Origin of the sequence: Chryseobacterium sp. WLY505 (assembly GCF_030846215.1) — a bacterium.
Classification (GTDB): domain Bacteria; phylum Bacteroidota; class Bacteroidia; order Flavobacteriales; family Weeksellaceae; genus Chryseobacterium.
Window position 1 is genome coordinate 99,642 of sequence record NZ_JAVCWI010000011.1, and the last position, 25,379, is coordinate 125,020.

The 25,379-nt window shown below is 36.5% G+C and carries 29 protein-coding genes; 12 read left to right on the top strand and 17 right to left on the bottom strand.

Features of this window, described 5'->3' with window-relative positions:
* Positions 1-279: 279 nt before the first annotated feature.
* Complete coding sequence (locus tag RAH34_RS18885) at positions 280-645, bottom strand: DUF1304 domain-containing protein (RefSeq protein ID WP_047429381.1); 366 nt, start codon at positions 643-645, stop codon at positions 280-282.
* A 64-nt stretch (positions 646-709) separates the two neighbouring features.
* On the opposite strand from RAH34_RS18885, the gene RAH34_RS18890 reads away from it, so the two are divergent.
* The 3 genes from RAH34_RS18890 to RAH34_RS18900 all read left to right on the top strand — a co-directional run bounded on the left by RAH34_RS18890 (position 710) and on the right by RAH34_RS18900 (position 2,228).
* Complete coding sequence (locus RAH34_RS18890) at positions 710-1,282, top strand: Crp/Fnr family transcriptional regulator (protein WP_306597148.1); 573 nt, start codon at positions 710-712, stop codon at positions 1,280-1,282.
* Between the two features lie 63 nt (positions 1,283-1,345).
* Positions 1,346-1,780, top strand: coding sequence for a DoxX family protein (locus RAH34_RS18895; RefSeq protein WP_185144335.1), 435 nt, complete (start codon positions 1,346-1,348; stop codon positions 1,778-1,780).
* 4 nt (positions 1,781-1,784) lie between these two features.
* A complete protein-coding gene (locus RAH34_RS18900; RefSeq protein ID WP_062675364.1) occupies positions 1,785-2,228 on the top strand; it encodes a carboxymuconolactone decarboxylase family protein in 444 nt (147 codons plus the stop codon).
* Positions 2,229-2,473: 245 nt separating this feature from the next.
* Here RAH34_RS18900 and RAH34_RS18905 read toward each other — a convergent pair whose 3' ends face one another.
* The 6 genes from RAH34_RS18905 to RAH34_RS18930 all read right to left on the bottom strand — a co-directional run bounded on the left by RAH34_RS18905 (position 2,474) and on the right by RAH34_RS18930 (position 7,348).
* A complete protein-coding gene (locus RAH34_RS18905; RefSeq protein WP_306597149.1) occupies positions 2,474-3,442 on the bottom strand; it encodes a cyclase family protein in 969 nt (322 codons plus the stop codon).
* 152 nt (positions 3,443-3,594) lie between these two features.
* Positions 3,595-4,578, bottom strand: a complete 984-nt coding sequence (locus RAH34_RS18910; RefSeq protein WP_306597150.1) for an aldo/keto reductase — start codon at positions 4,576-4,578, stop codon at positions 3,595-3,597.
* 226 nt (positions 4,579-4,804) lie between these two features.
* Positions 4,805-5,557, bottom strand: a complete 753-nt coding sequence (locus RAH34_RS18915) for a type 1 glutamine amidotransferase domain-containing protein (protein ID WP_306597151.1) — start codon at positions 5,555-5,557, stop codon at positions 4,805-4,807.
* A 2-nt stretch (positions 5,558-5,559) separates the two neighbouring features.
* Positions 5,560-5,847, bottom strand: a complete 288-nt coding sequence (locus RAH34_RS18920) for a putative quinol monooxygenase (RefSeq protein ID WP_114820807.1) — start codon at positions 5,845-5,847, stop codon at positions 5,560-5,562.
* A 2-nt stretch (positions 5,848-5,849) separates the two neighbouring features.
* Positions 5,850-6,734, bottom strand: coding sequence for an NAD-dependent epimerase/dehydratase family protein (locus RAH34_RS18925; RefSeq protein ID WP_306597152.1), 885 nt, complete (start codon positions 6,732-6,734; stop codon positions 5,850-5,852).
* Positions 6,731-7,348, bottom strand: a complete 618-nt coding sequence (locus RAH34_RS18930) for an NAD(P)H-dependent oxidoreductase (protein WP_306597153.1) — start codon at positions 7,346-7,348, stop codon at positions 6,731-6,733. The genes RAH34_RS18925 and RAH34_RS18930 overlap by 4 nt, the downstream gene beginning before the upstream one ends.
* Before the next feature lie 310 nt (positions 7,349-7,658).
* Between RAH34_RS18930 and RAH34_RS18935 the strand changes: the two genes are divergently transcribed.
* The gene (locus RAH34_RS18935) at positions 7,659-8,405 is read left to right on the top strand and encodes a metallophosphoesterase (protein ID WP_306597154.1); all 747 of its coding nucleotides are present in this window, start codon (positions 7,659-7,661) and stop codon (positions 8,403-8,405) included.
* Between the two features lie 40 nt (positions 8,406-8,445).
* Positions 8,446-9,342 (top strand): LysR family transcriptional regulator, encoded by an 897-nt coding sequence (locus RAH34_RS18940; protein ID WP_114820811.1) that lies wholly within the window; start codon positions 8,446-8,448, stop codon positions 9,340-9,342.
* On the opposite strand, the gene RAH34_RS18945 is transcribed toward RAH34_RS18940, so the two are convergent.
* Together RAH34_RS18945 and RAH34_RS18950 are read right to left on the bottom strand one after the other, a co-directional pair.
* Complete coding sequence (locus tag RAH34_RS18945; RefSeq protein ID WP_114820812.1) at positions 9,319-9,786, bottom strand: N-acetyltransferase; 468 nt, start codon at positions 9,784-9,786, stop codon at positions 9,319-9,321. The two genes, RAH34_RS18940 and RAH34_RS18945, sit on opposite strands and share 24 nt — an antisense overlap.
* The gene (locus RAH34_RS18950; protein WP_114820813.1) at positions 9,787-10,221 is read right to left on the bottom strand and encodes a GNAT family N-acetyltransferase; all 435 of its coding nucleotides are present in this window, start codon (positions 10,219-10,221) and stop codon (positions 9,787-9,789) included.
* A gap of 337 nt (positions 10,222-10,558) precedes the next feature.
* Here RAH34_RS18950 and RAH34_RS18955 point away from each other — a divergent pair, with 337 nt between their 5' ends.
* The 3 genes from RAH34_RS18955 to RAH34_RS18965 all read left to right on the top strand — a co-directional run bounded on the left by RAH34_RS18955 (position 10,559) and on the right by RAH34_RS18965 (position 13,365).
* Positions 10,559-11,434 (top strand): aldo/keto reductase, encoded by an 876-nt coding sequence (locus RAH34_RS18955; protein ID WP_306597155.1) that lies wholly within the window; start codon positions 10,559-10,561, stop codon positions 11,432-11,434.
* A 170-nt stretch (positions 11,435-11,604) separates the two neighbouring features.
* On the top strand, positions 11,605-12,663 hold the full coding sequence (locus tag RAH34_RS18960) for a nitronate monooxygenase family protein (protein WP_306597156.1): 1,059 nt from the start codon (positions 11,605-11,607) through the stop codon (positions 12,661-12,663).
* A gap of 87 nt (positions 12,664-12,750) precedes the next feature.
* Positions 12,751-13,365: a hypothetical protein gene (locus tag RAH34_RS18965; RefSeq protein ID WP_306597157.1), complete on the top strand. Its 615-nt coding sequence runs from the start codon at positions 12,751-12,753 to the stop codon at positions 13,363-13,365.
* Positions 13,366-13,415: 50 nt separating this feature from the next.
* Here the strand turns inward: RAH34_RS18965 and murC are convergent, their stop codons facing one another.
* The 8 genes from murC to RAH34_RS19005 form a co-directional block, all read right to left on the bottom strand.
* Positions 13,416-14,753, bottom strand: coding sequence for a UDP-N-acetylmuramate--L-alanine ligase (murC, locus tag RAH34_RS18970; protein ID WP_306597158.1), 1,338 nt, complete (start codon positions 14,751-14,753; stop codon positions 13,416-13,418).
* A gap of 6 nt (positions 14,754-14,759) precedes the next feature.
* Entirely contained in the window at positions 14,760-15,197 is a 438-nt protein-coding gene (locus RAH34_RS18975; RefSeq protein WP_114820818.1) for a hypothetical protein, read from the bottom strand.
* Between the two features lie 15 nt (positions 15,198-15,212).
* Complete coding sequence (locus RAH34_RS18980; RefSeq protein WP_114820819.1) at positions 15,213-16,019, bottom strand: 1-acyl-sn-glycerol-3-phosphate acyltransferase; 807 nt, start codon at positions 16,017-16,019, stop codon at positions 15,213-15,215.
* 27 nt (positions 16,020-16,046) lie between these two features.
* The gene (locus RAH34_RS18985) at positions 16,047-16,676 is read right to left on the bottom strand and encodes a CoA pyrophosphatase (RefSeq protein WP_034697165.1); all 630 of its coding nucleotides are present in this window, start codon (positions 16,674-16,676) and stop codon (positions 16,047-16,049) included.
* Between the two features lie 105 nt (positions 16,677-16,781).
* The gene (locus RAH34_RS18990; protein ID WP_306597159.1) at positions 16,782-17,249 is read right to left on the bottom strand and encodes an OsmC family protein; all 468 of its coding nucleotides are present in this window, start codon (positions 17,247-17,249) and stop codon (positions 16,782-16,784) included.
* 181 nt (positions 17,250-17,430) lie between these two features.
* Positions 17,431-18,990, bottom strand: coding sequence for a ribonuclease E/G (locus tag RAH34_RS18995; RefSeq protein ID WP_114820821.1), 1,560 nt, complete (start codon positions 18,988-18,990; stop codon positions 17,431-17,433).
* A gap of 368 nt (positions 18,991-19,358) precedes the next feature.
* On the bottom strand, positions 19,359-19,649 hold the full coding sequence (locus tag RAH34_RS19000) for an HU family DNA-binding protein (RefSeq protein ID WP_002984212.1): 291 nt from the start codon (positions 19,647-19,649) through the stop codon (positions 19,359-19,361).
* A 317-nt stretch (positions 19,650-19,966) separates the two neighbouring features.
* Entirely contained in the window at positions 19,967-20,638 is a 672-nt protein-coding gene (locus RAH34_RS19005) for a response regulator transcription factor (protein ID WP_034697153.1), read from the bottom strand.
* A gap of 179 nt (positions 20,639-20,817) precedes the next feature.
* On the opposite strand from RAH34_RS19005, the gene tssO reads away from it, so the two are divergent.
* From tssO to tssR, 4 genes are read left to right on the top strand one after another with little or no spacing between them, the layout of a single operon-like run.
* Complete coding sequence (gene tssO, locus RAH34_RS19010) at positions 20,818-21,354, top strand: type VI secretion system TssO (RefSeq protein ID WP_105684437.1); 537 nt, start codon at positions 20,818-20,820, stop codon at positions 21,352-21,354.
* An 11-nt stretch (positions 21,355-21,365) separates the two neighbouring features.
* On the top strand, positions 21,366-21,890 hold the full coding sequence (locus tag RAH34_RS19015) for a type VI secretion system transmembrane protein TssO (protein WP_034697149.1): 525 nt from the start codon (positions 21,366-21,368) through the stop codon (positions 21,888-21,890).
* 49 nt (positions 21,891-21,939) lie between these two features.
* Entirely contained in the window at positions 21,940-22,851 is a 912-nt protein-coding gene (locus RAH34_RS19020; RefSeq protein ID WP_114820822.1) for a PKD domain-containing protein, read from the top strand.
* Positions 22,852-22,898: 47 nt separating this feature from the next.
* Positions 22,899-25,304, top strand: a complete 2,406-nt coding sequence (gene tssR, locus RAH34_RS19025) for a type VI secretion system protein TssR domain-containing protein (RefSeq protein ID WP_306597160.1) — start codon at positions 22,899-22,901, stop codon at positions 25,302-25,304.
* Positions 25,305-25,379: the final 75 nt, after the last annotated feature.

Genomic DNA, 25,379 nt, shown 5'->3' on the forward strand with positions numbered 1-25,379 from the left:
TCTACAATTAAATTACTGATGAGGTAATTACAGATATGTGTACTGAACAACTTGAATGGCTACATTTCATCAAAATGCTTGCCAGCATCAAAAAACTGTCTATCAATTTTTTATGACGGTGCAAATTTACGAATTTTATATTAAATGGATTTTCAGCTATGTAAGTTGTTGATTTTTAGATCTATTTTGAAATGGTGATTTTATAATGGTTTTTTCTCTTATCATTAAGATTAAGAGAATATTGATGTGAGAAGAAACTTGACGATATTATTTGTAAGGCTATTTTAATAAAACGGCAATAATAGCAAGGATAGCGGGTAATGCCTGAACGAAAAATATTTTTTTAGTGGCAGAGATTGCCCCATAGATTCCGGCAACGGCTACACATCCTAAAAAGAATAATGCCACATTGGTCTGCCATTGTGGATCTTTAATCAAAAAAGACCAGATCAGTCCGGCAGCCAGAAATCCATTGTAAAGCCCCTGATTGGCAGCAAGTCCTTTCGTTGGTTTAAACATTTCTGCAGGCAATGCTGCTTTAAAAACTTCTTTTCCTTTAGTTTCCCATGCGAACATTTCCATCCAAAGAATATAAAGGTGTTCCAGTGCCACAACAGCGATCAGAATTTTAGCAACGATTTCCATGATTCAATATTTTCTCATTGTAAAACTAAAAAAATAAAGTTAAGTTTGAGTATTAATTCTTACAATGGATCCATTCAAATCACATTTAAACAAATTTATTACGGTAACGGACGAAGAATACACTTCTATTGTATCATTTTTTGAGGTAATGGATGTGAAAAAGAAACAAAACCTGATGCTGGAAGGAGAGATCTGCCGGAATATGTTTTTTGTGGTGAAAGGCTGTCTGAGGAAGTTCTTTATCAATGAAAAAGGAGTAGAGAATACCACTCAGTTTGCCATTGAAAACTGGTGGATTACGGATACATTTGCTTATGAGAGACAGCAGCAGACGGATTTTAATATTCAGTCGGTGGAGCATTCTACTATTTTGGTGATTGATTTTAAAAATCAGGAATTATTGTTTGCAAAACATCCCATAATGGAGCGTTATTTCCGGATTGTTTATCAAAGGGCTTATGCAGCTTCAGAAAGAAAAATCCGTTATTTGTCTGAATTTTCAAGAGAAGAACTGTATATACATTTCAGCACTCTGTACCCGTGGTTTATTCAAAGGATTCCTCAATATCTTGTTGCTTCGTTTCTCGGATTTACACCGGAGTATTTAAGTGAAATCAAAGCAAAATTACGATCTTAAACCAGTTTAAGTTTTTTACGGATCATAACCCGGAAATTTGTCATGTGATTAAAAGCTAATGCAATGACAAATCAAAAAAATCAATTTCCGCAACTTTTTTTAAGACTGGCTCTTGCCGTTACGATGCTTTCTGCGGTGGCAGATCGGTTCGGATGGTGGAGTAAAGAAAATTCATCATGGGGAAACATGGAGCGTTTTAAAGAATATACAAGACAGCTTACCTTTTTTCTTCCGGAAGCTTTGAGTACGGTTTCAGCGTATGCCGCTACCTTTTTAGAAATTCTTTTTCCTTTGATGCTGATTTTTGGATTTAAAACAAAGTTTGCAGCCTATGGAAGCAGTATCCTGCTGTTAATTTTTGCGATATCCATGACCATCGCATCAGGACCCAAAGCTCCACTGAACTATTCCGTATGGGTGGGAAGTGCAGCTGCGCTTTTACTGGCGGTACAGCAACATTATTCTTTAACTATAGATCAATTAACCAAAAAAATATAATATTATGAGCGCAAGATTAAATATTGCAACAGTAGATTCAGCAGCCTATAAAGCCATGTTGGGATTGGAAGGATATTTACAGACTATTTCTTTAACACATATTCAGAAGGAGCTGATTAAGATCAGGGCTTCACAGATCAATAAATGTGCTTTCTGTCTTGATATGCATACCAAAGATGCTATCAAATACGGAGAAAACCCTCAAAGAATTTTTATTCTAAACGGATGGACAGAAGCAAAAGAATTTTTCACTGAAGAAGAACAGGTGCTATTGGCAATGACAGAAGAAATTACGCTGATCAGCGATAAAGGTTTAACCGAAGAAACATATCAAAAAGCGAAGTCTTTCTTTGATGATAACCAGATCGCTCAGATCATCATGGCGATCATTACGATCAATGCATGGAACAGAATTGCAGTAAGTACTCATCTTCCGATTGCAAAATAGTGAATTCAGGAAGATGGATGATGGAGGATGAAAGTTGATGAAGACTGCATCATCTACGGATGTTTACTTTATTTTAAGAAACGGCCTTTCAAATTTTTGAAAGACCGTTTTGATGCAAGATGCAAAGTGACAGTGTAACAGGGTTCGGGTATTAATTCTAAAAATAAATTTTTTGGTTCATTTTATTTTTTAAACCGGAATTACATTGTCTCTCCGTTTCTCGGATTATATTTCTAATAATTAAATTAATAAATAGCCACAGGATTTACATTCACCTGAGTAGAACCTACATACAAAGGCTGTCCCAGCACGAATAAAAATTCCCAGACTTTTTGTTTTACCAAAGGACGGCTGTCTATCAGTTCCAGGTTATAAATTCCTTTTTTAGCCAGCATAAACTGGTTGATGGGGAATTCTTCTTTACTTTTGGGGTTAGGATATACTTCGGAAGCCCAGGTGTCACCGCCAAAAGCAACGATTCCCTGATCGGCAAGCCATTTTGCTGCATCCATTCCTATGCCGGGTTCTGTTTCCAGAAATTGTTGATTGTTTTTACCAATTAATTCAAGCCATCCGGTGTTGAAAAGAACGATATCACCTTTTCTCAGAGTAATTCCTTGTTTCTTTAAAACGGATTTAATGTCTTCAACCGTAAATTCTGTTCCTCCCGGCACAATTGATTTTCCATAATGAGCCGTCATATCAAGCACTACACCACGGGTAACGAAAGGAGGTACTTTTTCAACGCCCAGTTTTTTTACGCCTTCTACGGTTACGAAATCTGTTGCCTTGTTTCCGTTATAGTAAGTGTTGTCAATACCAATGTGTCCGATACCGTTCAGTTGTGTTCCAACTCCGGTCCATCCGTTGACCAGTTCATCATTGAAGGTAAATTTATTAGAACCTATGCTTTTTCCGCCCTGTTCTCCAGGCTGGATATTGTATAAATTGAAACTTCTGTGTCTGAAAGCAGGCAGGTTTTTATCAATAGGAACGGCAAGTGCTAACGTTTTACCTTGTTTTACCAGTCCCAGTGCTTGTTTTACAACTTCCGGTGTTAACAGATTGGCTGCTCCAATCTCATCTTTCGCACCGTAAGCCGAAGGATACCATGATTGATCTTCAGGATTGACGAGTGTCTGAGCTTTTAAATTAATGCTGTTGATAGTCAATAGTGTAGCTAACCCGAACATTCTGATCAGATTATTTTTCATTTTTAAAAAGATTTGGGGGTTAAAAGAGGGAAGCAGAAAGCTGGAGGAGGAAATTTATAGATGCGGGATAAGAGATGGATTAGTGTACAATTCAACTCCAATTGTCATTCCGACGAAGGAGAATTTCATTCTTCCAGCTTCCTGCCTTTGTATTAAATTTCGTTCAAAGCAGAACCGATAAAGTTCAATTCTTCCTGTGAAAGGTCAATAGACATTGCTTTTGCGTTTTCGATGGCTTGCTGTGCATTTCTTGCTCCTGCCAATACAACGGTAATGGCTGGTTGTAACGTAGTCCATCTTAATACCAGCTGAGAAAGACTTGCTCCTTTTTCCTGTGCAATAGGTTCTATTTTTTCTAAGAAAATTTTCACTTTATTCAGATCAAACTGTGAAAAATATCCGTTTCTGTGGTCGTTATCTTTTAATTGGGTTTCTTTGAAATATTTACCTGTTAAAAGACCTCTTTCCATTGGGCTGTACACAATAATTCCTGTATTGTTTTCTAAAGAATAAGGGACAAGATCGTTTTCAATAGCACGGTTCAGCATGCTGTAAGAAACCTGGTTGCTGGCAAGTTGTAAAGTTCTGTTAGCCTCTTTCATTTGAGCTACACTGTAGTTGCTTACTCCTGCAGCACGGATTTTTCCCTGTTGAATCAATAATTCCATGGCTTCCATCGTTTCGGAGATAGGTGTAGTACTGTCCGGCCAGTGAAGCTGTAAAAGATCGATATAATCTGTGCCTAATCTTTTTAAGCTCTCTTCAACTTCTTTGATGATGTTTTCTTTAGAAGCCAATTTATAAACCGGAAGTGTTTTCCCTTCATCTTCCGCATCAAAGAAAAATTCTCCTTTGCCGTTATTGCTTCCGTCCCATACCAATCCGAATTTTGTTAAAAGCTGGATTTTTGAACGGTCTTTTCCTTTGATGGCTTCACCAATCATTTCTTCACTCAGTCCGAAACCGTAGAATGGTGCGGTATCAATAGAAGTTACTCCGTGATCCAATGAAGCGTGAATAGAATTGATGGAATCCTGTTTTTCATTACCGCCCCACATATTTCCACCAATAGCAAAAGCTCCGTGTGTGATAGTTGATAATTCTAAATCTGTATTTCCTAATTTTCTATATTCCATTTTGTTTGTTTTAAAATTGTTGTGTTAAACCACCCCGTCAAAAATTCTTTGAATTTTCGCCACCCCTCCGGAGGAGGGGGAATTCTCGCCGTTTCAATGGTGACACTTTTAAGAACTTTTCGGATTTAAAAAGAAGTAAAATGTTCTTTTCTGTATTCTGAATAGCAACTTATTTTTATTGAAGTGTCTGAAAGCTTTTGTGGTGGTTGTGGTTAAAAATTATCTGTTATTTATTTAATTCTTTTACAATAGCTTCTCCAACGCTTTTTGCAGATTGTGGATTCTGTCCTGTGATCACTCTCTGATCGGTTACCACATGATTCTGCCAAAGCCCGGATTTTTCAAATTTCGCTCCTCTTTCTTTCAGTTTATCTTCCAGTAGGAAAGGAACTACGTTGGTTAATTTTACTTCAGATTCCTCTTCATTGGTAAAAGCATTGATCTTTTTACCGTCTACAAGATATTTCCCGTTATTCAGTTTGATATTCACCAAACCTGCAGGGCCATGACATACTGCGGCTACAATTCCTCCGTTTTCATAAATTTTGGAAGCGATATCTGACAGTTCTTTATTGTCTGCAAAATCCCACATCGCTCCGTGTCCTCCTGCATAAAAAATGGTTGAGTATTCTTTGGGATTCACCTGTGATGGCGTCATAGAATGATCAATCTTGTTTTTGTACTCCTTGTTTTCCCAGAATTCCTTGTTGACAGGATCTTTCAAATCGAAGCCGTCTACCGGAGGAGTTCCGCCTTTCGGGCTTACAAAGTCAATTTCATATCCCGCTTGGTGAAGAACTTCCCAAGGGTGAGAAACTTCTCCCAGATAATATCCTGTATCTTCACCGGTACTGCCTTTTTTATCATGGCTGGTAACAACAAATAAGATTTTCTTTTTCATATTCTTTGATTTTTTGGTTTGTGCCTGAACGAATCCAATCGTAAAGACTGCCAGCATTAACAACGCTAATTTTTTCATAATTAAATGATGTTGGTAAGATAAATCTGTGGTTTTTCCTGAAGCTTTTCATCTACCAAAGCTCCGAAAGCCTGGATATAAGGCTGCTGATTGTGCTGATCCAATCCTTCTTTACTTTTCCAGATTTCGTAGAAAACAAATTCATTTTTGTCTTCAATTCCCTGATGAAGACTGTAAAGTTCACATGCTTCTTCTTTTCTTGTTTCTTGTACCATATTCTGTAGAACTTCCAGTACTTCTGCCTGATGTTCTGCTTTGGCTTTTATAATCGCTGTAAGATGAATTTTCATAATTAAATAAATTTTTCAATTGAGTTATAAATAGGTTTCCAATCCAGTTCTGCTTTCGCTTTATCCGAACTGCATCTGCTGTTGGATGCAAATCCGAAATAACCTCCTGCAGGACCGAATTTATCAACTGCTTTCTGTATACTTAACGATTCTGCAGGTTGTAGTCTGTATTTTTTACTGATGTTTTCTGCAATGTTTTTTAAAGAAGAGGAACCGTTTTCTGCATAATAGATGGAACCTCCTTTTGCTTTTTCCAATGCGAGTACATACAGATCTGCGAGATCTTCAATATGTAAGTTTGACCAGATATTTTCGCCTTCACCAAAATAAACTCCATGCCCTTTTTCCTTAGAAAAGTTAATAAGAGCCGGGATCTGGATACTGTCTTTTTTAATTCCTAAACCTTCTCCGTAAACCATGGTAGGAACAATAACAATACTTCTTATGCCTTTGTTTGAAGATTGCAGTACATAATTGTTGATCAATACTCTTGATGCCATTTCGAGTCTTGGCTGTAAAGGGAAATCTTCTCTGAAGATAAAATCACTTTTTTGACCATTTTCTTTTCCTCCAAAAATAGCAGAGCCTGAAGTGAATATAAACGTTTTCTCACTTCCTTCCAATGCTCTGATAAAGTTATCTGCTGCATAAGGATCATCTGCTGAATCTGCATTATGAATAACTGCATCCACACCGGAAACTGCTGTTCTGATAAGATCTTCATCATGGATATTCCCCACAATGGTTTTGATTCCTAATGATTCCAGTTCCTGCACATGGGTTTCATTACGAACCAGGCCTGTCACTTCATAATTCCTGTCTAGGAGTTTTTTTGCGATAGTTCCGCCAATATAGCCGGTAATACCTGTGATCAGTACTTTTTTCATGATACCAATTCCGGTTTCAATTCTTTTTCAAATACATTTCTTACGTGCTCTCTGTACAATTTCATATCACGCTCTACATTGGCATTTTTCTCTACATCATGAAAGTGAAAGCTTTCCATTTTTTCTAACGAAACAAAGGCATTCATTCTATGGAATCCAAATAACGGGCCTTCATCCACACTTTTTTCGCTGAAAAATTCTCCGGGAAGCGTGAAGGCAGTTGCAGGAGCATTCCAGCTGGTAGTCAGCATATATTTTCTTCCTCCAAGCATTCCTCCTGTTCCGTAGTTGATTTCGGGGTTATCAGCTTTTCTTCCGTCGCTCATATAAATTCCTTTGGCATGACCTGCTGTGAATACTTCGTCAATATATTTTTTCAATCCGTTAGGCAATTGGAACCACCAGATAGGAGTGTGGTAGATAATGTAGTCTGCCCATACAAACTTCTCCACCTCTTCATTTTTGTCGTAGCTTTCACTTACATTGGTTATCTTTACTTCTACGTTGTCAAATTCTTTAAGAACGGCTAATGTATTGTCTGCAATAGTTTGATTATATTTTCCTCCGGAATGTCCGAAATTCTGTCCTCCGTTGATGATTAGTACTTTTTTCATTTTTTTATGATTGTTTAAATTTTACTCTGCAAAGTTATAACGGATATATGTATAATAAAAATAATATAAATTATAGATTGTTATTATTTTTGTGATAGTTTGTTTTTTTGATTGAGGTTATGAGGTCCGGGTTGCGGGTTACGGGTTGTGGGTTTCGAGGTTATTTTAACCAGCAGCTAATCATTCACAATTGATTTTGCGCAGCAAAAATTGACTATCGACCATTTCCCTTTTCATGGTAAAATGTCATATTCTCTCTGAGCTGAAATTCCTTTCCGTCATGTAAATTTGTTTAATAAATTGAAGGAGAATGATACAGATAGCTGTTTTTAGTGATGTGCATGGAAATCTTCCGGCATTGGAAGTAGTGTTGAAGGATATTGAGCAGAGGGGAATCAACCAGAGATTCTGTTTGGGAGATCTGGTAGATTTTGCACCCTGGGGAAATGAAGTGATAGAAAAAATAAGAAGTCTGAACATTCCCTGTCTGATGGGAAATCATGATGAAAGAATTGCATTTGATATTCCTGTTGTTCCTTTATCCAAACATTCAGAAGAAGAAACCATTGCCAGATTCATTGCGATAGACCATTCAAAAAAACATATTACAGAATCAAACAAAAAATTTCTTTCCGAATTACCTTTTCATTTAAAATTAAATTATAAAACAGGTAAAAAGCACTGGAATATACAGTTAGTACACTCCAGTCTTGAAAGCAATGATACCTACTTATATGAATCTAAGAATGATGAGGTTTTCACATCAATGCTGAAGAACGCGAATGCTGATCTCATAGTGATGGGGCACACCCATTTATCATTTAAAAAACAGTTTGAAAATAATACCTGGGCTGTCAATTGTGGTTCTGTGGGCCGTTCTAAAGAAGAAAACAGACTGGCTTCTTATTTAATACTGACTTTAGATGAGGAAGAAATTATTCCTGAAATTATACAGCTGCCTTATCCGATTGATGAAACTGCCCGTCAGATAAGGGAAAGCGGAATTCCGGATTATTATGCGTCATTTTTGAAACATGAAAACATATCAATATTATAATTATTTTGTAATTTTGCATTATAATATTAATAATTAAGTCATGGTTAATTTAGAATGGTATCGTACTTTTAAGGCGATCTATAAAACCGGGACATTGACAGGTGCTGCCGATGCTCTGTTTATATCACAGCCGGGAGTGAGCCTTCATTTAAGCTCATTGGAAGCTTATGTAGGATACAAACTATTCGACAGAACGGGTCGGAAAATGATTCCGACAGAAAGAGGAAAAGTATTATTTAACGCAGTTGCCGAACCTATTACCAAACTGGAAGATGTAGAGAAAAATTTTCAAAAATCGACAGAGAAGCATACTCCAACCATCAGTGTCGGAATGTGTTTTGAGACTTTTCAGACCACTTTGGAGCAATATGTTTCTTCACTACCTTTTAATCTGATTATCAGTTTCGGAGAATATCCTGAAATGCTGGATCAGCTGGATAAAGGCATTCTTGATCTGATCATAACTCCGAAAAAAGGATCTTCACCCAATATCGAACATGAAGCATTCTCGTCGGAACAAATTGTTCTGGTAGGAGGGAAGGATGTGGATAAAACAGCTTTCAATAAAGTGTTGAAGACAAAAGATGCGGAGCAGATAGAGGAGTGGCTGAAAAACGAAAAATGGTACGGAACTACCGGTGATATGGAACACCTTTTCCAGTATTGGATATTGAATTTTGGTCATAAACCGAATTTCCGTCCTAATTATATCGTTCCCAATATGAACTCAATCATCCGTTGTCTTAAAGGGGGGACAGGATTAGCCGTTGTTCCCGATTTTTTATGCAGAAATGACATTGAGAGCGGAGATATTCAGCTGATCTGGGAAGGAAAGAAAAAATTTGAAAATACTCTGTATTTCGGTTGTCGTAAGAAAACCAATTATCAAACAGAAATAGAGCATATTAAAGGCTTATTCCGTAAGGTGATGGCTTAATACAACCATATCTCTCATCTGTAAACCGTTTTCATAAATAGGATCCGGATAATTTTGAATAAAAAAATCTTTCAGGATTCCACTTTTGATGAATCCGTTTTTCTCATAAAATCTGATCTGTTGGAAGCCGGTATCCGATGTTCCAACAGTCAGTGTTTTATAATGATTTTCTTTGGCAATTTCTTTTGCTTTATTCATCAGAATACTTCCGATGCCTTTACTTCGGTAGCTTTCAATGACGGCAACATTTTTAATTTCCAGTTCAGTATCACTTTTTCTGTACAATGCCATCACCGCAATGCTTTCAGTGCCGTTATGCAGAAGATAGATGTCAGAATTGAAAATGTATTGATTAATTGCTTCCTGGGTTTCATCTGCCATCAACAAAAGAGGATAAGGAATTTCCTCACCAGAATGCAGCAGACTGAAGGTAAAATTTTCCATTTACAGACTCATATGAATAAGTGGATAATCTTTTCCTGAACCATCTTTTTCAGATCTTCCCGTCTTTTTGAACCCCATTTTTTCATAAAACCCGATGGCCTGAGGATTTTGTTCATTGACATCTACTTTCGTCAATCCGGTTTTCTCTTTCATAAATTGATAAAGCGTTTTTCCATAACCTTTTCCACGGGCATTATTATGAATGAAAAGCATTTCCAGATTGCCTTCTGCTACAGAAGCAAACCCTTTGGATTCATTATCTTCAGTAATTAAATAGACTTCCAGGTTAGGAAGGTAATCTCTTGGAATGGCTTCTTTGAAATAATTGAAATCCTCTTGAGCAAGAAAATCGTGCGTTGCTTTTACTGCTGATTCCCATATTTCCATAATTCTCGGATAATCCTCTGCTGTAGCCAATCTGATATGTTGTGACATGATTTTTAAATTTTAAGCAAAAATAGAGAAAATTGAGATGAGATGCGAGGAGAAGGGTGAATTTTGAGGCTAGAGGCTAGAGGCTAGAGGCTGGAAGTTAGAAGTTATAAGTTATAAGTTAGAAGTGGCTTGATAAGCTTTATCAACTACAATCATTCCCCTTCTCTGAAGGGGTGGATTTTTGCAAAGCAAAAAGACGGGGTAGTTTAAACATCATCTTAAGAACCTCATTAAATAACAATTTTTTAACAGGAACAGTAAAATTGGTAGGCAGGATTTTCAATTTTTTATTGCAAATTTGTTTATCACTTTATATTAATAATTAAAATAAAGATTTATGCAAAAGAAAACCTATATAGGACAACCTGTGGTAACATTAAATAACGGAGTGGATATTCCGGCTTTAGGATTCGGAGTATGGCAGATGGAAGATCTGAAAGAATGTGAAAATGCAGTCATCAAAGCTATTCAGACAGGATATAGAATGATCGATACGGCTGCTATTTATCAGAATGAAACGGCAGTAGGTGCTGCTGTGAAAAATAGTGGTGTAAACAGAGACGAACTGTTTATCACATCCAAAGTATGGGTTCAGGATCATGGATACGAAAAGGCGAAAAGTGCTTTTCAGAGAACATTAGACAGATTACAGATGGATTATCTGGACATGTATCTTATCCACTGGCCATACGGAGATTTTCTGGGTACATGGAAAGCTTTGGAAGAATTATATCACGAAGGAAAAATCAAAGCGATTGGAGTATGCAATTTTACTGTAGAGAAACTTGAAGAATTAAAAGCAAGTTCAACTGTTTTACCGGTTATCAATCAGATTGAGCTGCATCCTGTTTTCCAACAGAAAGAATTACAGGTGTATGACAGGGAAAATAATATTGTAACACAGCCATGGAGTCCGCTAGGAAACGGTAATGCGAATCTTTTAAGCAATCCTGATCTGAAAGCCATTGCAGAAAAATATGGTAAAACCGTAGCTCAGGTAATCTTGAGATGGCATCTGCAGGAAGGATTTGTAGTGATTCCCAAATCTGTAACCCCTTCAAGAATTGAAGAAAACTTTAATGTATTTGATTTTGAGCTGACAGAAGATGAAATGAATGTTGTCCGTTCTTTAGATACAGGAAAAAGATTATTCTTTGATCCTAAAGATCCTGAATGGGAGCAAAAAATGCTAAATTCCGTAGCGGATATTTAATAAAAATAAAGAATAAAAATCTTCCCACAGTTTTCAGTATTTCACAGGTTTCAATCTGTGTTTCTATGAGATCTGTGGGAATTGTATTTTTATTCAGGTGAGGAATATCATATCCCGTTGAAAATGAAGTATTCCTATTTTTTGTACCTTTTTAATTAAAATGATTTTTTATGTTCTGGCCGGATACCATCAGTAAAAAACTAGGGATACGATATCCCCTTATTCAGGCTCCGATGTTTGGAGTGAGCACCGTAGAGATGGCTGTTGCAGCTGCAAAAGCAGATTGTCTGGGATCGCTTGCACTGGCCGATCTTTCTGCAGATCAGTCTGTGGAATTGATCAGAGAAATGAAGACGCTGACTGATAAACCCTTTGCTGCGAATATATTTGTTCATCACATTCCTGAAGTGACTGATGCTTTAAAAGAAAAATATAGTAAAACCAAGCAGTTTATAGAACAGCTGGCAAAAGAAAATGGGATAGAAGTTTATCTTCCGGACCTTGAAACAATCAATATAAATGGCTATCATGAACAGGTAGATGCGATTATTGAAGAAAACTGTAAAATTGTAAGCTTTACTTTCGGAAATCTTGATGATCAGAGTATCCGGAAATTAAAGGAAAAAGGTGTCACCCTTATCGGAACATGTACTTCTGTAAAGGAAGCTTTATTGCTTGAAAATTCCGGTATTGATATTATTTGTGTTCAGGGAATTGAAGCTGGAGGGCACAGGGGAAGTTTTGAGGCTGAACATATTCCTCAGATCGGAGGGTTGTCTTTGCTGTCACAGATCTATGATCAGGTAAATGTTCCTTTGATCTATGCAGGAGGAATTTATGAAGCAAGAACCTTAAAGGCAGTGAAAGATTTAGGCGCACAGGGATTTCAGGTGGGTAATCTTTTACTGGCATCTAAGGAAAGTGCTCTTTTGCCTTTTGAAAAAGAACGATTGAAAAAAGTAACAGAAGATGAAATTGTTTTAACGAAGAGTTTCTCCGGAAGGTATGCCAGAGGAGTGAGAAACCAATTTATAGAAACAGTAGAAAATTCAGAATATATTTTACCTTATCCTTATCAGAATAAGCTGACCAATGCTCTTCGTAAAGCAGCAAAATCTTTGCAAAATCCGGAATTTGTAGGAATCTGGGTGGGACAGTCCATTCACCGGTACAGCGAACTTTCTACTGAAGACATTTTGAAAAAACTGATCGAAGCATGTGAAAGATAAAAACTGTATGTTTTAATTTGATGATAATTTTATATTTTCGTACATCAATATTCTTGACCTGACCAAAATATAAAACTAAAACCATAAATGAAATATTCAGAAGGAATTCAGAGATCGCTTCCATTCGGATATCTTTTTCTCGTTATCATGGGAATACTAAAAGAAAGTGTATTCTACTATCAGATCAATATCAATATTCTCAAGTATTCAACAATCATGGACATTCTGATAAGTCCGATTGCTACTTTAACAGCTCATCCCATTATATTGATTGCCCTGATTGGGGTTGTAGTATTTTCATTTGCTTTTCCCTCTTTTTTATCAAAACAAGCCAATAAAAATAAACGTTGGGCATTACAAATGGCATCTCTCAAAGAACATGAAAACATGAGTAAGGAGGCTATAGAAAATCATTTTACCAATATGTTTGTGAGATTTCTGGCCATGATGTTACTGTCTTTCTTTGTAGGAATAGGATGGGGAGAAGGTCTCGGGCTTACGAGGAAGATCAAGGAGAATAAGCTTAAATATGACTATAAGTTAAACTATGGTGATGAAAGCTTTGACCAGGTACATCTCATAGGATCCAACAGTATGTATTATATTTATCTTGCCAAAGGAAATAAAACGATAAAAATAGCACCGATAGGTTCCATTAAAAGTATCGAACTGACGAATAACAAAAAATTGAGTGATAATTAGAGCGTATTCATAATAAAAAAGCTTCAGATTGAATTTCTGAAGCTTTTTATTTATTTTGTTAAGTCTAAACCGCCAAAATTTCCGGAGCTCATCATGAGATAAACGCCATCCGTTTTATCCAATGTATTCCAGTAGGCATGCAGATCTTCAGCATTGGTGAAAACCTTCAGTTTTTCATTCTTGAATTTTTCTTTTATAAACTCAGGAGATATGGGTTCCATTCTCTTGATCTTCAAAGCATCTTCAGAGTAGAAAACAATAGCTTCTTCCAGACCGTCCATGGCGTGATCATATTGTTCAAGAAAAGCAGGATTTAAGCTGGAATAGGTATGAAGTTCCAAAAATCCGTATTTCTTATCATTTTTAAATTGCTCTGCGAAGGCTTTCACAGCTGCTTTCACCTTACTTGGTGCATGGGCAAAATCTTTGTAAAGAATTCCTTTATCTTCTCTTTCTACTTTCTCAAGACGCTTGGATGCTCCTTTGAAACTCATGATCGCCTCATAGAAATCTTCATCCATAATGCCAAGCTGCTGGCAGATATGTCTTGCACCCTCAAGGTTCAACAGGTTGTGGGCTCCAAAAACAGAAAGAGGAACATCTCCCATTTCGGTTTTTAAATACACTTTACCGTTATTGATTTCGTATTCAGGAGTTTTGTAAGGGATCTTTCTGAAATAATTCTCTGCATTTTCCACTACCTTCACCACTTCCGGATCTTCTTCATTATACACAAGAACTCCGCCTGCTGTAATGCTTGCTACAAACTTTCTGAACTGCTCGATATAATCATCAAATGTTTTGAATACATTGATATGATCCCACGCAATACCGCTCATTAAAGCGATATTAGGCTGATACAGTAAAAATTTCGACCGAAGATCAATAGGAGAAGAAAGATATTCGTCACCTTCCAACACCATGAAATCATTATCCTGAGTAAGTTTTACCATACAGTCGAACCCTTCAAGCTGTGCACCTACCATAAAATCCACATCTTTCTGATGGAAATTCAGTACATGAAGAATCATTGAAGTAATGGTAGTTTTACCATGTGATCCTGCAATAACAACTCTTGTCTTATTTTTAGACTGTTCGTACAGGAATTCAGGATAAGAATATATTTTCAGGCCCAGTTCTTTTGCTCTTGCCAGCTCAGGATTATCCTGGTGTGCATGCATCCCAAGAATGACTGCATCAATATCCGGAGTGATTTTTTCCGGAAACCAGCCCATTTCCTGAGGCAGAATTCCTTTCTTTTCCAATCGGGATTTTGAAGGCTCAAAAATAGCGTCATCAGAACCTGTCACCTGATATCCTTTGTCTTTTAATGCGATGGCGAGATTATGCATGGCGCTTCCGCCAATGGCAATGAAGTGGGTTTTCAATTGTATTTACTGTTTTTTAACATTAGTATTAATGATCTGCTGGAAAGCTTCAAGAATATTGTTCCAGTTGGTCTGATAGTTCGGAATAATCATACTTGCATCCGTTTTACTGCCTTCATTAGGTCCTTTCTTAACGTTGATGGAAGTTGAAATATTATCGTACAGTTTTTTACGGTCTTCCTGTATCCTTCTGAAATTATTCTGAGAAAGAACCTGATCCAGTTTCTTTAAATCTTCATCAGAAATCTTAAAATCCTGTTTGTATTTCTTACCCTGTCCTTCAAAAGAATAGTGTACAATATTCCCTTTGATCAGGAGATTTTCATAAACAGGAGCATAGCCTCCGCTTTTCGAATAGCTGATATCAAAATCCGAATAAATCTTTTGGCTGTTGCATGAAACTAATACTATGATTGCGAATAAGATTCCAAGTATTTTGTTCATAATTTTTAATTTACTTTAATTATTTGAGTCCTTTTGTTCTAATTTTTTAGCTTTAAGTTCTTCATCATAACTGTGTAATACATTGAAATCTTCTGTCTGCTCTATGGCAGTCATGATTTTCAATAAAATTTCCGGTGCTTTTTCATTATCATAATCAATATCCAAAGGAGCTTTGAATTCCATCGTAGGCTTCACACCGGTTACCTTCACACGGAGTCCTTTTTTATCAAAAGCTCTTCTGAATCCGTTTATTTTGATTGGAATCACAATAGGACGCTGATTTTTCACCAGTTTGGCTGTTCCTCTTCGCCCCTGTGCAAAAGCCGATGTAGTTCCTTGAGGGAAAGTAGCTACCCAGCCATTGTCCAATGCTTTCATAATATTATCAACCTCGCTCATATCTACCATTCTGTTGACATTTTTTCCTTCAGCTCTCCAGGTTCTTTTTACAGTTACAGCACCTGCAATTTTAAAAATTTTAGGAAGAATCCCTTTATTCATGGTTTCTTCAGCTGCTACATAATAAAAATCAATCTTTGGGTTCAGCAGATAGATCGGGTTTTTTATCGTATCTAAATATCCGTTGTTTACAGCACAGAAGGCATGGTACATTGCTGCCACATCCGCAAAATACGTCTGATGGTTGGATACAAAAAGTACGTTAGAGTCCGGAAGATCCACAAGGTGCTCTGTACCGGTTATTTTTAACTTATTAAAGCCATTGAATCTTCTGTAAGAAACAATACCTAAAATAAAAATAATAAACCTTTTCAAAAAATAAGGAGTTCCGAATGCATCGGTGAAAATATTTTTCTTCGCCATCTCTCAATTAAACACGGTAGTGCAAAGTTACATTTTTTTCAGCAACTGACTGAATTCACTTAATATCATCGCTGTAGCTCCCCAGATGATGTATCCGTTGAAATTAATGACAGGAACATCATGTCCGCCCGCACTTGGCAGAGCCATAATTTCCGGGGTGTCCGACAGATTTAAAAAGGAAGTGATAGGAAACTCTATGGTTTCCACAGCTTCTGTCTGCTGAAGAACAAAGGCCGGATTCTTTTTAGTATAAGAGATATAGGGGTATACATAAAAATTGCTTGGCGGAATATAAATAGGAGACATTTCTCTGATAATCCTTACATAATGTTTATCGATTCCGATTTCTTCAGAGGTTTCCCGAACTGCAGTTTCAGCAAAATCCCTGTCCATTTCCTCACGCTTTCCTCCAGGCAGTGATATCTGCCCGCTGTGTCTGTCGTGCTCATTAATCGTTCTTTGAATCAATGGAAAATACCACTCGTTATCTTTCAGGTATAAAACAATATTGACAGCCGCAAATTTGGGATTCTTTGACAATACTTCATCATACGTAAAAACAGGGCGGTAGGGAGGTGAAAATACTCCATGTGCGTGTTCACCGGGAAGTTCTACGCTTTTTATTTTTCTCAATAAATCTTTTCCAAAATTTTCCATAGCTCAAATTTAGCAATATATCTTGAAGAAATAAATGCCTTAACATTAATTAACCTATGAAAATAGCAGGATTAAAAGCTCTCAACCCTTAATCTGACAGGGAGATTATTGAACTAAAATAACAGGGATATGCTTTACCTGAAAATTAACAGAATTGGCAATGAAACAAAATTCATTGGCTTTATGATGGAGCTGTTCTGCTTTTTCTTTCATAGATTCTTCAGCGACAGTTACAGTAGGATGCAGAGTTACTTCTGTAAAATGTCCGCTTCCACTGGCTGTTTCTCCCATAATTCCTGTTGCTTCATCAGTATAGTCTGTAACAATAATGCCTGCTTCTGAACAGAAATGAAGATACCAAAGCATATGACAGGAGGAAAGTGAAGATAAAAACATTTCTTCGGGATTATATTTTGCTTTGTCACCTCGGAATGCAGGATCTGATGATCCTTCAATCACAACTTTATTTTCTGCAGAAATAGTATGGCTTCTTTCATAATCTCTGTAACTGCTGGTTCCTGTTCCCTGGTTTCCTGTCCACTGAACGGTAATTTTGTAATGGTGGTTTTTCATATTTTAAAGATAAAAGATAAAAGATAAAAGATAAAAGATAAAAGATGTTGTCGTTAAAATTCAATAGGGGTGGGCTTTAGCCCAGCCTCCATAAACAAAAAACATCCATTGGCTTTAGCCGAAACTTATAGCAAGAAAGATAATAAAAAAACCTCCAGTACAACTGAAGGTTTTAAATTTTTTAATTAGAGAATTCTATCAATTCTTCTTTTTTGGCATTGTAGATTTTGTATTCTAAATATTTAAAAGAATCTCTTGGAACAATGGTTACCCACTTTTTGTATTTGATAAACCATTTCATCTGGATACTTTTAATGCCTTTTGTAAGGTAGGCTTCCACAAATGGGTGTACATGCAGGTAGACTTTTCCTTTTTCTTTCTGCAGGATGTTTCTTAAGGTTTCACCCATTCTTTCCACGATAACAATAGGAGCTACAATTTCTCCGTCTTTGTTCGGGTTTTCTTCTTTGGTGTCGATCTGTTTTTCCGGACGGTTTCTCTGTCTGGTGATCTGGATCAGACCAAATTTACTTGGAGGAAGGATTTTGTGGCGAGCCTTGTCGCGCTTCATTTCCTCTTTCAGATGCTCGTAAAGATCTCTTCGGTGATCAGAATTCGGCATATCTATGAAATCGATAACGATGATACCTCCCATATCGCGGAGGCGAAGTTGTCTTGCGATTTCTGTAGCGGCCATTTTGTTCACTTTCAGTGCGTGCTCTTTGTTGACAGCAGTTCCGGTAGTAATATTGTTTCCGGAGTTGACATCTACTACGTGAAGTGCTTCTGTGTGTTCAATAACAAGATAGGCTCCTTTGGAACTCGGAATGTTGACGTGTTTTCCGAAGCTCTGTTTAAGCTGTTTTTCAACATTGTAATATTCCAGAAGGGGAATATGAGAATCATAAAACTGGACAATATTTTTCTTTTCAGGAGCAATTACTTCAATGTAATTTTTCATTTCGTTGACCATTTGCTCGTCGTCGCAGATGATATTCACGAAGTCCTGATTAAAATTGTCTCTTAAAATAGCTGAAGCTTTGTCTTCTTCGCTTAAAACTTTGGACGGAACTTTATTTCTCTGGATGTTTTTGAAAGTGCTTTCCCACTTCTGAACCAGCTGATTCATGTCATTATGCAGGTCCGCTACTTTTTTTCCTTCTGCTACCGTTCTGATAATCACTCCGAATCCTTCAGGCTTAATGCTGTCGATCAGAGTTCTCAGTCTTTCTTTTTCCTCAGAGCTTCTGATCTTTTTGGAAATAGAAACTTTATTGTCAAAAGGAATTAAAACCAGGAAACGTCCTGTTAATGAAATCTGGGTAGAAATTCTAGGGCCTTTGGTAGAAATAGGTTCTTTCGTAATTTGTAAGAGAACTACATCGTCCTTGGCAATTACTTTGTCTACCGTTCCGTTTTTGTCTATTTCGGGTTGTATCTCGAAATTCTTTAAGCTCGAAGTGCTTTGTTTTTTAGAAATAGTATCTTTTAAAAACTTTCTGTATGTAAGATACTGCGGTCCCAGATCCTGGTAATGCAGAAATGCATCTTTGTCATATCCGATATTGACGAATGCTGCATTCAGATTGGGTGCCAGTTTTTTTACTTTTCCTATAAACAGATCTCCAACTATAAAATCGCTTTTGTCTTCTTGCTCATGAAGTTCACATAGTCTTCCGTCTTCCAGCAGCGCAATCTTTGTAAGATCATCTTCATGCGAAACTATTAGTTCTTTCTTCATTTTTTAATAAGATAAAATTGTTAAGATTATAGGAAGTGGATGTTTTTTATCGATTAATTCATCTATTAAATATAAGGATTTTGAATGAAAACCATTATATGTTTATTAAAATAATATTTGAAACCCTCCGTTTTCCGCGGAATCTTATAGTTGCAAACAAAAATATAGTTAGTGAACTTTAAAAATTTAAATCCACCAACTATATTATTATATTGTAAATCTCGAGAAAAAGAGATTATTTTTTCTTATGTCTGTTTGCTCTTCTTCTTTTCTTTCTTTTGTGAGTAGCAACCTTGTGTCTTTTTCTTTTCTTTCCGCTTGGCATAATTTTAATTTTTTAGTAACTAGTTAATATTCAGTTAATGTTCTTATTTTACTGCAACTTTAGTTTTTACTTTCTCAACAAAAGATTTTGAAGGTTTGAAAGCAGGAATGTTATGAGCAGGAATCTCAATTGCAGTGTTTTTAGAAATATTTCTTCCTGTTTTAGCAGCTCTTGTTTTAATGATAAAAGATCCAAAACCTCTTAGATAAACGTTATCCCCATTATACATAGAAGTTCTGATCTCCTGCATAAAAGCTTCTACAACTTTCTGTGTTTCATTCTTTTCTGTTCCCAACTTATTTGAGATGGTGTTTACCAATTCTGCCTTTGTCATTTCCTTATTTTAATTTTAAATTTTAGGTGTGCAAATTTAGTTAAAAAAATTGAATACTAGCAAATTAGTGGCAAAATATTTTTATTCAAAGAGTTGGACTTTTTATGTATACACTATATTAAGCAGGGGTAATGATAATTTAACAATAAAATAATACAGCCGGATAAAGGTACAAAAATTTGATGAATAAATGTAATGAATGCTTGTTGCAGCAGGCTTTACAGCGCTTTATAATCTTGAACATTACATTTTGAAACCCTCTTATCTGTCCCCATCCATCTCAAGGAATTGATTTTTTTTAAATGAATCAAAATTTTTTATAAACTGGAGTTATAGTATCCGTTTTCTACACAGAAACGAATAAGGTGAAGCTTGGTTTTTAAACCCAGTTTTTCTGTTAGTCTGTTGATGTAAGTATCTATGGTTCTGGTGCTCAGATTGAGCTTTTCAGCAATTTCTTTATTGCTGAATCCTTCATAACAGAATCTCATAAGCTGTATTTCTGCCGGTGAAAGCTCTTCCTGCCCTTTTTTCTGCCTGTCCATATACTCCTGTACGGCAAGTGGCTGCTGTTCCCATTCTTTGGAATAAGCCTGATAATCAAAGTCTTCAGAAGCAATGCTTCCTTTGATAATATCCTTTATAATGGTACTTTTTTTCTGACAGTAATAGATATTGGGAATCTTTGAAAGGATCTCGGCCATATCTTCCTGATAGGTGCCGGAATAGGTGATGATAGGGGTTTCTGTATTGTTTTTTCTGATGTACTTAATGGCTTCGATCCCACTTAATACCGGCATGAAGAGTTCAATAATGAACACATCTTCCTGTCTTCTGTAGATTCTGTTTACCAGTTCATGCCCATTGTTACAATCATTCAGAAGCATATAGAAAGGATTTTCCATAAGGGTTTTGATCATTATTTTTTTAAAATAAAAATCACTGTCTGCAATGGAAAAACGTACGGTATTAGATAATATTTTACTCATTCTTAATATCGATTTGGCGAATGATATTTAAAATTTAGAGGTCTAATTTATGAAAAACTTATCAAATTGAAAATTAATATTAATTTAATCAGGGTTTTCACGAAACAGGGTTGGGGAAATTACGTATTGTGCATAAAAATTTTTTTTTATATTTTCACAGGCCAAACAAATCGCAAATTATGTCTTCTAACAGGGAAAAAAAATTAAACAAATCTGACGTAAGAACGGGCATTTGGAAGTTTATTCTGTCATTTGTCGTTTTGTCGGTTGTATCTTTTGCTTGCTTATTTCTCTTCTTTAAGAGTTATGATATACAGCGGGAAGGAATTAGCCGTGAAGCCGAAGCCTATAAAGAACTGATGCTTCGAAGTGACGTGCTAAAGGATCACATTGATGATATTTACGACAAAATGAACCAGCTTAGCATTAATAAGGTGGAGAATGAAGTGTTTCTCAGAACCAGTATCATGGACAATGTGAGAGACGCCAAAAACATTATGGGTAAAGACAGTGTACAGAGCTTTAAACATTATGCTGTACTGATGAAACAGATTGTACCCATGATGACTTTAAAAGCCAAGATCATTGAAGTGGAGTATCAGAAGAAAACGGTTTTAAGAGACCTTGATGAATGTATGGGCAAAATCAAGGTAACCAACAATGAACTGAGAAAAGACCCTACAAGAAATTTCACCGGAAGTAAAAGAAGAAGATAAAAAGAAAAGATATGCAAGGACAAATCACATTATCTAAGAAAGAAAGGCATTATCAGTTTTTTTATTTGATACTGATGCTGGTAACTGCAATGTTATTTTTGGGAGTGATCTTTTTAAAAGGATTTGTATCTCCTTTTTCTGACGAAGATGTAAGAGGAATTCAGAATCTTGAGCAGAAAGCAGAATTTGAACAACACCAGAAAGTTGTTCTTCCCATCATGGACAGTACGTACACCATGATCACTAAACTTACGGACGACGGGCCGCAGCCTTTTATCGAAAACAATATCCAGCTGGGTGTTAACGACCTTAACAGCTATTTCAACAGTACTGACGTTGTGGATATCCGCAAAGATGCTTATCCACAGATCGCAAAATTTTATAAAATGTATTTTGATGACAAAAAAGTCATTTCAACCACCTCTGAAGATATTAAAATTTTCCAGAAACAGGTAGATGAATGCAGAATCGGATTCAAAGATAAACAGAATAAGCTTTATCAGCGCGAACAGGATCTGAAAGCAAGAATGCAGTAAGCAAATAAATACTAGGAATTTTAAATAAAACACATCACAATTACTAACTATGAATTATTTTCAAAAGAACAAGAAAAACATTATTATCGGTGTTATTGCAACTTTGCTGATTGCAGCATTGGTTGCTCTGTGGCTGCAGAAAAAGGTAATACATTCAGCAGATGATATTGTTGGGGTGGTTTATCCGTCTTCGCTGGCGGTAGGAGACACACTTTTATTCGAAGATAAAACCCAGTTTGCGAAAACCAAAAGATGGAATTTCGGGGATGGAACAACTTCAGATAAAAACAGTGGTATTCACTTCTATAATAAACCAGGGTACTATCAGGTAAGTTTGATCGTCGACAACAAGTACACGAAATCTTTCCCTGTAATGGTAGGCGCAAGAAGCGTTCAGAAACCAAAAGATACTGCAATGGCAAAAACAACGATTGAAGCTGTGAGCCAGGCAATGCAAAATGAAAATGTGACTTTCCGTGCTGTTTCTGATGCAAAACAGTTTGCATGGAAATTCGGTGAGTCCGGAAATACAGATGCTAAGGACAAATTTACCATCTATTCCTATAAAAAACCTGGAGAATATCTGGTCACTCTTTATACAGAACAAAGCCAGGATCCTATCTATCACCGTATCAAAATTCTTCCGGCTTATGATGCTCTTGCAGAAGATGAAGTTTCGGTTGAAGACTCTTATGCAAAAGTAGATAGTGATTTCAAATATCACCTGCAGCAGATTGCTAACGGAAACAGTTTCAATATGCATTACAATTACCTGTTGAAAACGTATTTGTGTAACAATGAAAATACTGTTGTAAAAGTAAATGACAGCAAAGTCAATAATTTCTACATGTATTGTGCAGGCCTTCAGTTTGACAAAAATACGGTGATCCAGACAGTAAAAGTGAATCTAGATGACACGCAGAACTGTGTAACTAAAGTAGATATTAATCAAAGCAAATAATTTCGTCCGGTCTTACGGATGTGCCAATCATAAAAAGATTAAATAGGATGAAAAATAAATTTCCTCTAGCAGCATATTATATAGGGTTATCAGTATTATTGACGAGTTGCCAGGTAAAGCTGCCGTCAAAGAAAACCCCGGAGCCTTCACAGTATGGGCAGGTGGATGCTTCACCTGTCGTTAACGGATATCCAAAAAAGTCAGTTCCATGGATTGTTATTTCAGACAGATCCAGAAATACAGCTTATTTGGATAAAGATGATGAGAAGTCTTACAAAGAAGTGAAATTCCTTGAACCTTTAATGGTTCTGAAACATAGAGACGGAATGGTAAAAGTAGCGGAATATGTTCCGGATGCTTTAATGAAAAAAGTTTCCCCAAAATCAGTCAAAACATACGGCTGGATTCAGGAATCTGACCTCCTTCTTTGGAATAATGCCTTAAAAAGCGAAAAAACAGGATATCCTGTAAGAGTTGCCGTAGTACCTAACAACAGCGAAGTTGTCAGAAATGCTGAAAGATACTACAAAAATGACTCTATTATGGTGTTTAATTCACCAAGTCTTATTGAAACAGCCAATGTAAAAATTCCTAACGGTCAAATTGTATATGTGTACAAGATGGCCGAAAATAACAAACGTTTTCTGGTAGGTAAAAAACCATCTGTTGATATGGACAGTATCAACAAAGGGCTTTATGGCTGGGTAAGCTCCAACGTGATCTCCAGCTGGGGAGAACGTTCTGCGATCAGACTTAAAAATACAACAGGTATTAACGATACAACATTGGGAATTCATGAAGGACATCCGGGAGGATCTGCTTCAGATGCGGCCAACAAAACAGCCATCCTTCTTACTGATGTAAATAAGAGAACACAACTGGAAAATATTTTTCCGGTAAATCTTCCTTTAGAAGAAGCTCCGACTCCGGATACCAAGACAAAATATTTCACCAATATTTTAGATTACAGTAAGAACTTTGTATCCAATGTTCTGGGGGAACCCATCTATTTTGACCGCTACAGAGAGATCACAGAAAAAGATAAGAATATCAATATCGTCTTTGCATTGGATGTAAGTGCCGGCAATGCACCTTATGCACCTATTGTAAAATCATTATTACAGGATCTTCAGCTTAGATTTGAAAAGCCTTCTTACTTCAGCAATGTTAAGTATGGTGTGGTTTTATACAAGAACAATCCTTGCGGAGATAATGTTTCGGTATCCAATTTAAGCACAGATTACAGCAAGATCACCACATTTATTGATCAGAAAACAAATGAAATGAACTGTGCAAGCAATAGCGGCTACCAGCCGGTAGGAGAAGCTCTTACTGCAGCAGGAAACCTTCTTTCAAATGTACCTGATGAAACCAATATCGTTGTTACTGTAGGAACTTCTGCCAACCAAAGCGGAAATATGTACAGTGTAATCAGTTCATTAACGCAGGCTCAGGCAAGATTAATCATGTTCCAGACCAGTGCAAGATCATCCGATACTTACAATGATTTTGTATTGATGGCAGAAAATGTGGTTACCAATACTGCCAAAAATATTGCTGAGCTTAAAAAGCAGAAGATCATCAACCAAAATGATGTTTTAACCAAGAATAATTTCAGCCTTGTAGAAGGAGATACAGGATTCTTCTCTCTGGCTTATCCTAAACAGAGTATGTCCCAGGGATTCGTTATTTTCCCTAAGAAAGGAGACATTACCACTCCGGGATTCCTGAAAAAATCTGTTGACAGCCTTATTGCCCAGGTTACTTTAGATAATCAGACTATTGATAAGTCTCTTAATGAATACTTCCATTCATCTGTAGGAGCAGGTAGAACAGATGTGGATTTAAAATATAAATACCTGTACCCGGGACTTACCAATCCGGTTTCTGCCGGAATTGCAGCACAGTTGATCAACTACGGAAGCCCATTCCTTGTAAAAGGATATATCCCGAAAGATCTGAAAGATTTTACGCCAGGAATAGAAAAGGGAATCCTTATTTCCGAATCGGAATATGATAACTTAAAAGCGTTCTACACAGAAGTTTACAGAAATACCCAGGCGGATCGTGCAGACTTTAATCAGGGGAGAGCTATTAAAGAGTATGTTAAATTACTGAAGAAGTATAATCCTACGATCAAATTCTTAGATAAAGGAGCACTTTATGAACTGCCAATGTCTTATGCAATCGGAATGAGTACAGGGTTTGACCTTTCTGAAGAAGAACTGATGGCTAAATATAAGCTGAAAGGCTGGAAAAAATCAAAAGTTGTTCCTGGTGAAACGGTGAAAAACTATTTCCAGCACTATAAAAACTTAGCAGACAGAATGCTTGCCAACAGAAACAATCCTGCTGTAAAAATTCAGCAGAACGGACAGACTTTCTACTGGCTTAATGAGTACTTTACTCCATCCAGAATTCCGAGCGAACAACCGGAATACACAAAGCATTAAAAAACATTTTTTTATAATATCAAAAGCAGGAGTATCTACTTCTGCTTTTTTTCTGCTGTAGAGGGAGGCAATATA

Excerpts from the sequence above, each read along its gene's own strand:
- RAH34_RS18930 (WP_306597153.1), bottom strand. The coding sequence starts at position 7,348 with ATGAAAAAAGTACTAATCATCAACGGAGGACAGAATTTCGGACATTCC.
- RAH34_RS18955 (WP_306597155.1), top strand. The coding sequence starts at position 10,559 with ATGCAAAAGAAAACCTATATAGGACAACCTGTGGTAACATTAAATAAC.
- RAH34_RS18950 (WP_114820813.1), bottom strand. The coding sequence starts at position 10,221 with ATGTCACAACATATCAGATTGGCTACAGCAGAGGATTATCCGAGAATT.
- RAH34_RS18920 (WP_114820807.1), bottom strand. The coding sequence starts at position 5,847 with ATGAAAATTCATCTTACAGCGATTATAAAAGCCAAAGCAGAACATCAG.
- tssO (WP_105684437.1), top strand. The coding sequence starts at position 20,818 with ATGTCTTCTAACAGGGAAAAAAAATTAAACAAATCTGACGTAAGAACG.
- RAH34_RS18910 (WP_306597150.1), bottom strand. The coding sequence starts at position 4,578 with ATGGAATATAGAAAATTAGGAAATACAGATTTAGAATTATCAACTATC.
- RAH34_RS18915 (WP_306597151.1), bottom strand. The coding sequence starts at position 5,557 with ATGAAAAAATTAGCGTTGTTAATGCTGGCAGTCTTTACGATTGGATTC.
- RAH34_RS18940 (WP_114820811.1), top strand. The coding sequence starts at position 8,446 with ATGGTTAATTTAGAATGGTATCGTACTTTTAAGGCGATCTATAAAACC.
- RAH34_RS18975 (WP_114820818.1), bottom strand. The coding sequence starts at position 15,197 with ATGAACAAAATACTTGGAATCTTATTCGCAATCATAGTATTAGTTTCA.
- RAH34_RS18945 (WP_114820812.1), bottom strand. The coding sequence starts at position 9,786 with ATGGAAAATTTTACCTTCAGTCTGCTGCATTCTGGTGAGGAAATTCCT.
- RAH34_RS18895 (WP_185144335.1), top strand. The coding sequence starts at position 1,346 with ATGACAAATCAAAAAAATCAATTTCCGCAACTTTTTTTAAGACTGGCT.
- RAH34_RS18900 (WP_062675364.1), top strand. The coding sequence starts at position 1,785 with ATGAGCGCAAGATTAAATATTGCAACAGTAGATTCAGCAGCCTATAAA.
- RAH34_RS19000 (WP_002984212.1), bottom strand. The coding sequence starts at position 19,649 with ATGACAAAGGCAGAATTGGTAAACACCATCTCAAATAAGTTGGGAACA.
- RAH34_RS19020 (WP_114820822.1), top strand. The coding sequence starts at position 21,940 with ATGAATTATTTTCAAAAGAACAAGAAAAACATTATTATCGGTGTTATT.
- tssR (WP_306597160.1), top strand. The coding sequence starts at position 22,899 with ATGAAAAATAAATTTCCTCTAGCAGCATATTATATAGGGTTATCAGTA.
- RAH34_RS18995 (WP_114820821.1), bottom strand. The coding sequence starts at position 18,990 with ATGAAGAAAGAACTAATAGTTTCGCATGAAGATGATCTTACAAAGATT.
- RAH34_RS19005 (WP_034697153.1), bottom strand. The coding sequence starts at position 20,638 with ATGAGTAAAATATTATCTAATACCGTACGTTTTTCCATTGCAGACAGT.
- RAH34_RS18905 (WP_306597149.1), bottom strand. The coding sequence starts at position 3,442 with ATGAAAAATAATCTGATCAGAATGTTCGGGTTAGCTACACTATTGACT.
- RAH34_RS18965 (WP_306597157.1), top strand. The coding sequence starts at position 12,751 with ATGAAATATTCAGAAGGAATTCAGAGATCGCTTCCATTCGGATATCTT.
- RAH34_RS19015 (WP_034697149.1), top strand. The coding sequence starts at position 21,366 with ATGCAAGGACAAATCACATTATCTAAGAAAGAAAGGCATTATCAGTTT.
- RAH34_RS18935 (WP_306597154.1), top strand. The coding sequence starts at position 7,659 with ATGATACAGATAGCTGTTTTTAGTGATGTGCATGGAAATCTTCCGGCA.
- RAH34_RS18885 (WP_047429381.1), bottom strand. The coding sequence starts at position 645 with ATGGAAATCGTTGCTAAAATTCTGATCGCTGTTGTGGCACTGGAACAC.
- RAH34_RS18960 (WP_306597156.1), top strand. The coding sequence starts at position 11,605 with ATGTTCTGGCCGGATACCATCAGTAAAAAACTAGGGATACGATATCCC.
- RAH34_RS18980 (WP_114820819.1), bottom strand. The coding sequence starts at position 16,019 with ATGGCGAAGAAAAATATTTTCACCGATGCATTCGGAACTCCTTATTTT.
- RAH34_RS18925 (WP_306597152.1), bottom strand. The coding sequence starts at position 6,734 with ATGAAAAAAGTACTGATCACAGGTATTACCGGCTATATTGGCGGAACT.
- RAH34_RS18890 (WP_306597148.1), top strand. The coding sequence starts at position 710 with ATGGATCCATTCAAATCACATTTAAACAAATTTATTACGGTAACGGAC.
- RAH34_RS18985 (WP_034697165.1), bottom strand. The coding sequence starts at position 16,676 with ATGGAAAATTTTGGAAAAGATTTATTGAGAAAAATAAAAAGCGTAGAA.
- RAH34_RS18990 (WP_306597159.1), bottom strand. The coding sequence starts at position 17,249 with ATGAAAAACCACCATTACAAAATTACCGTTCAGTGGACAGGAAACCAG.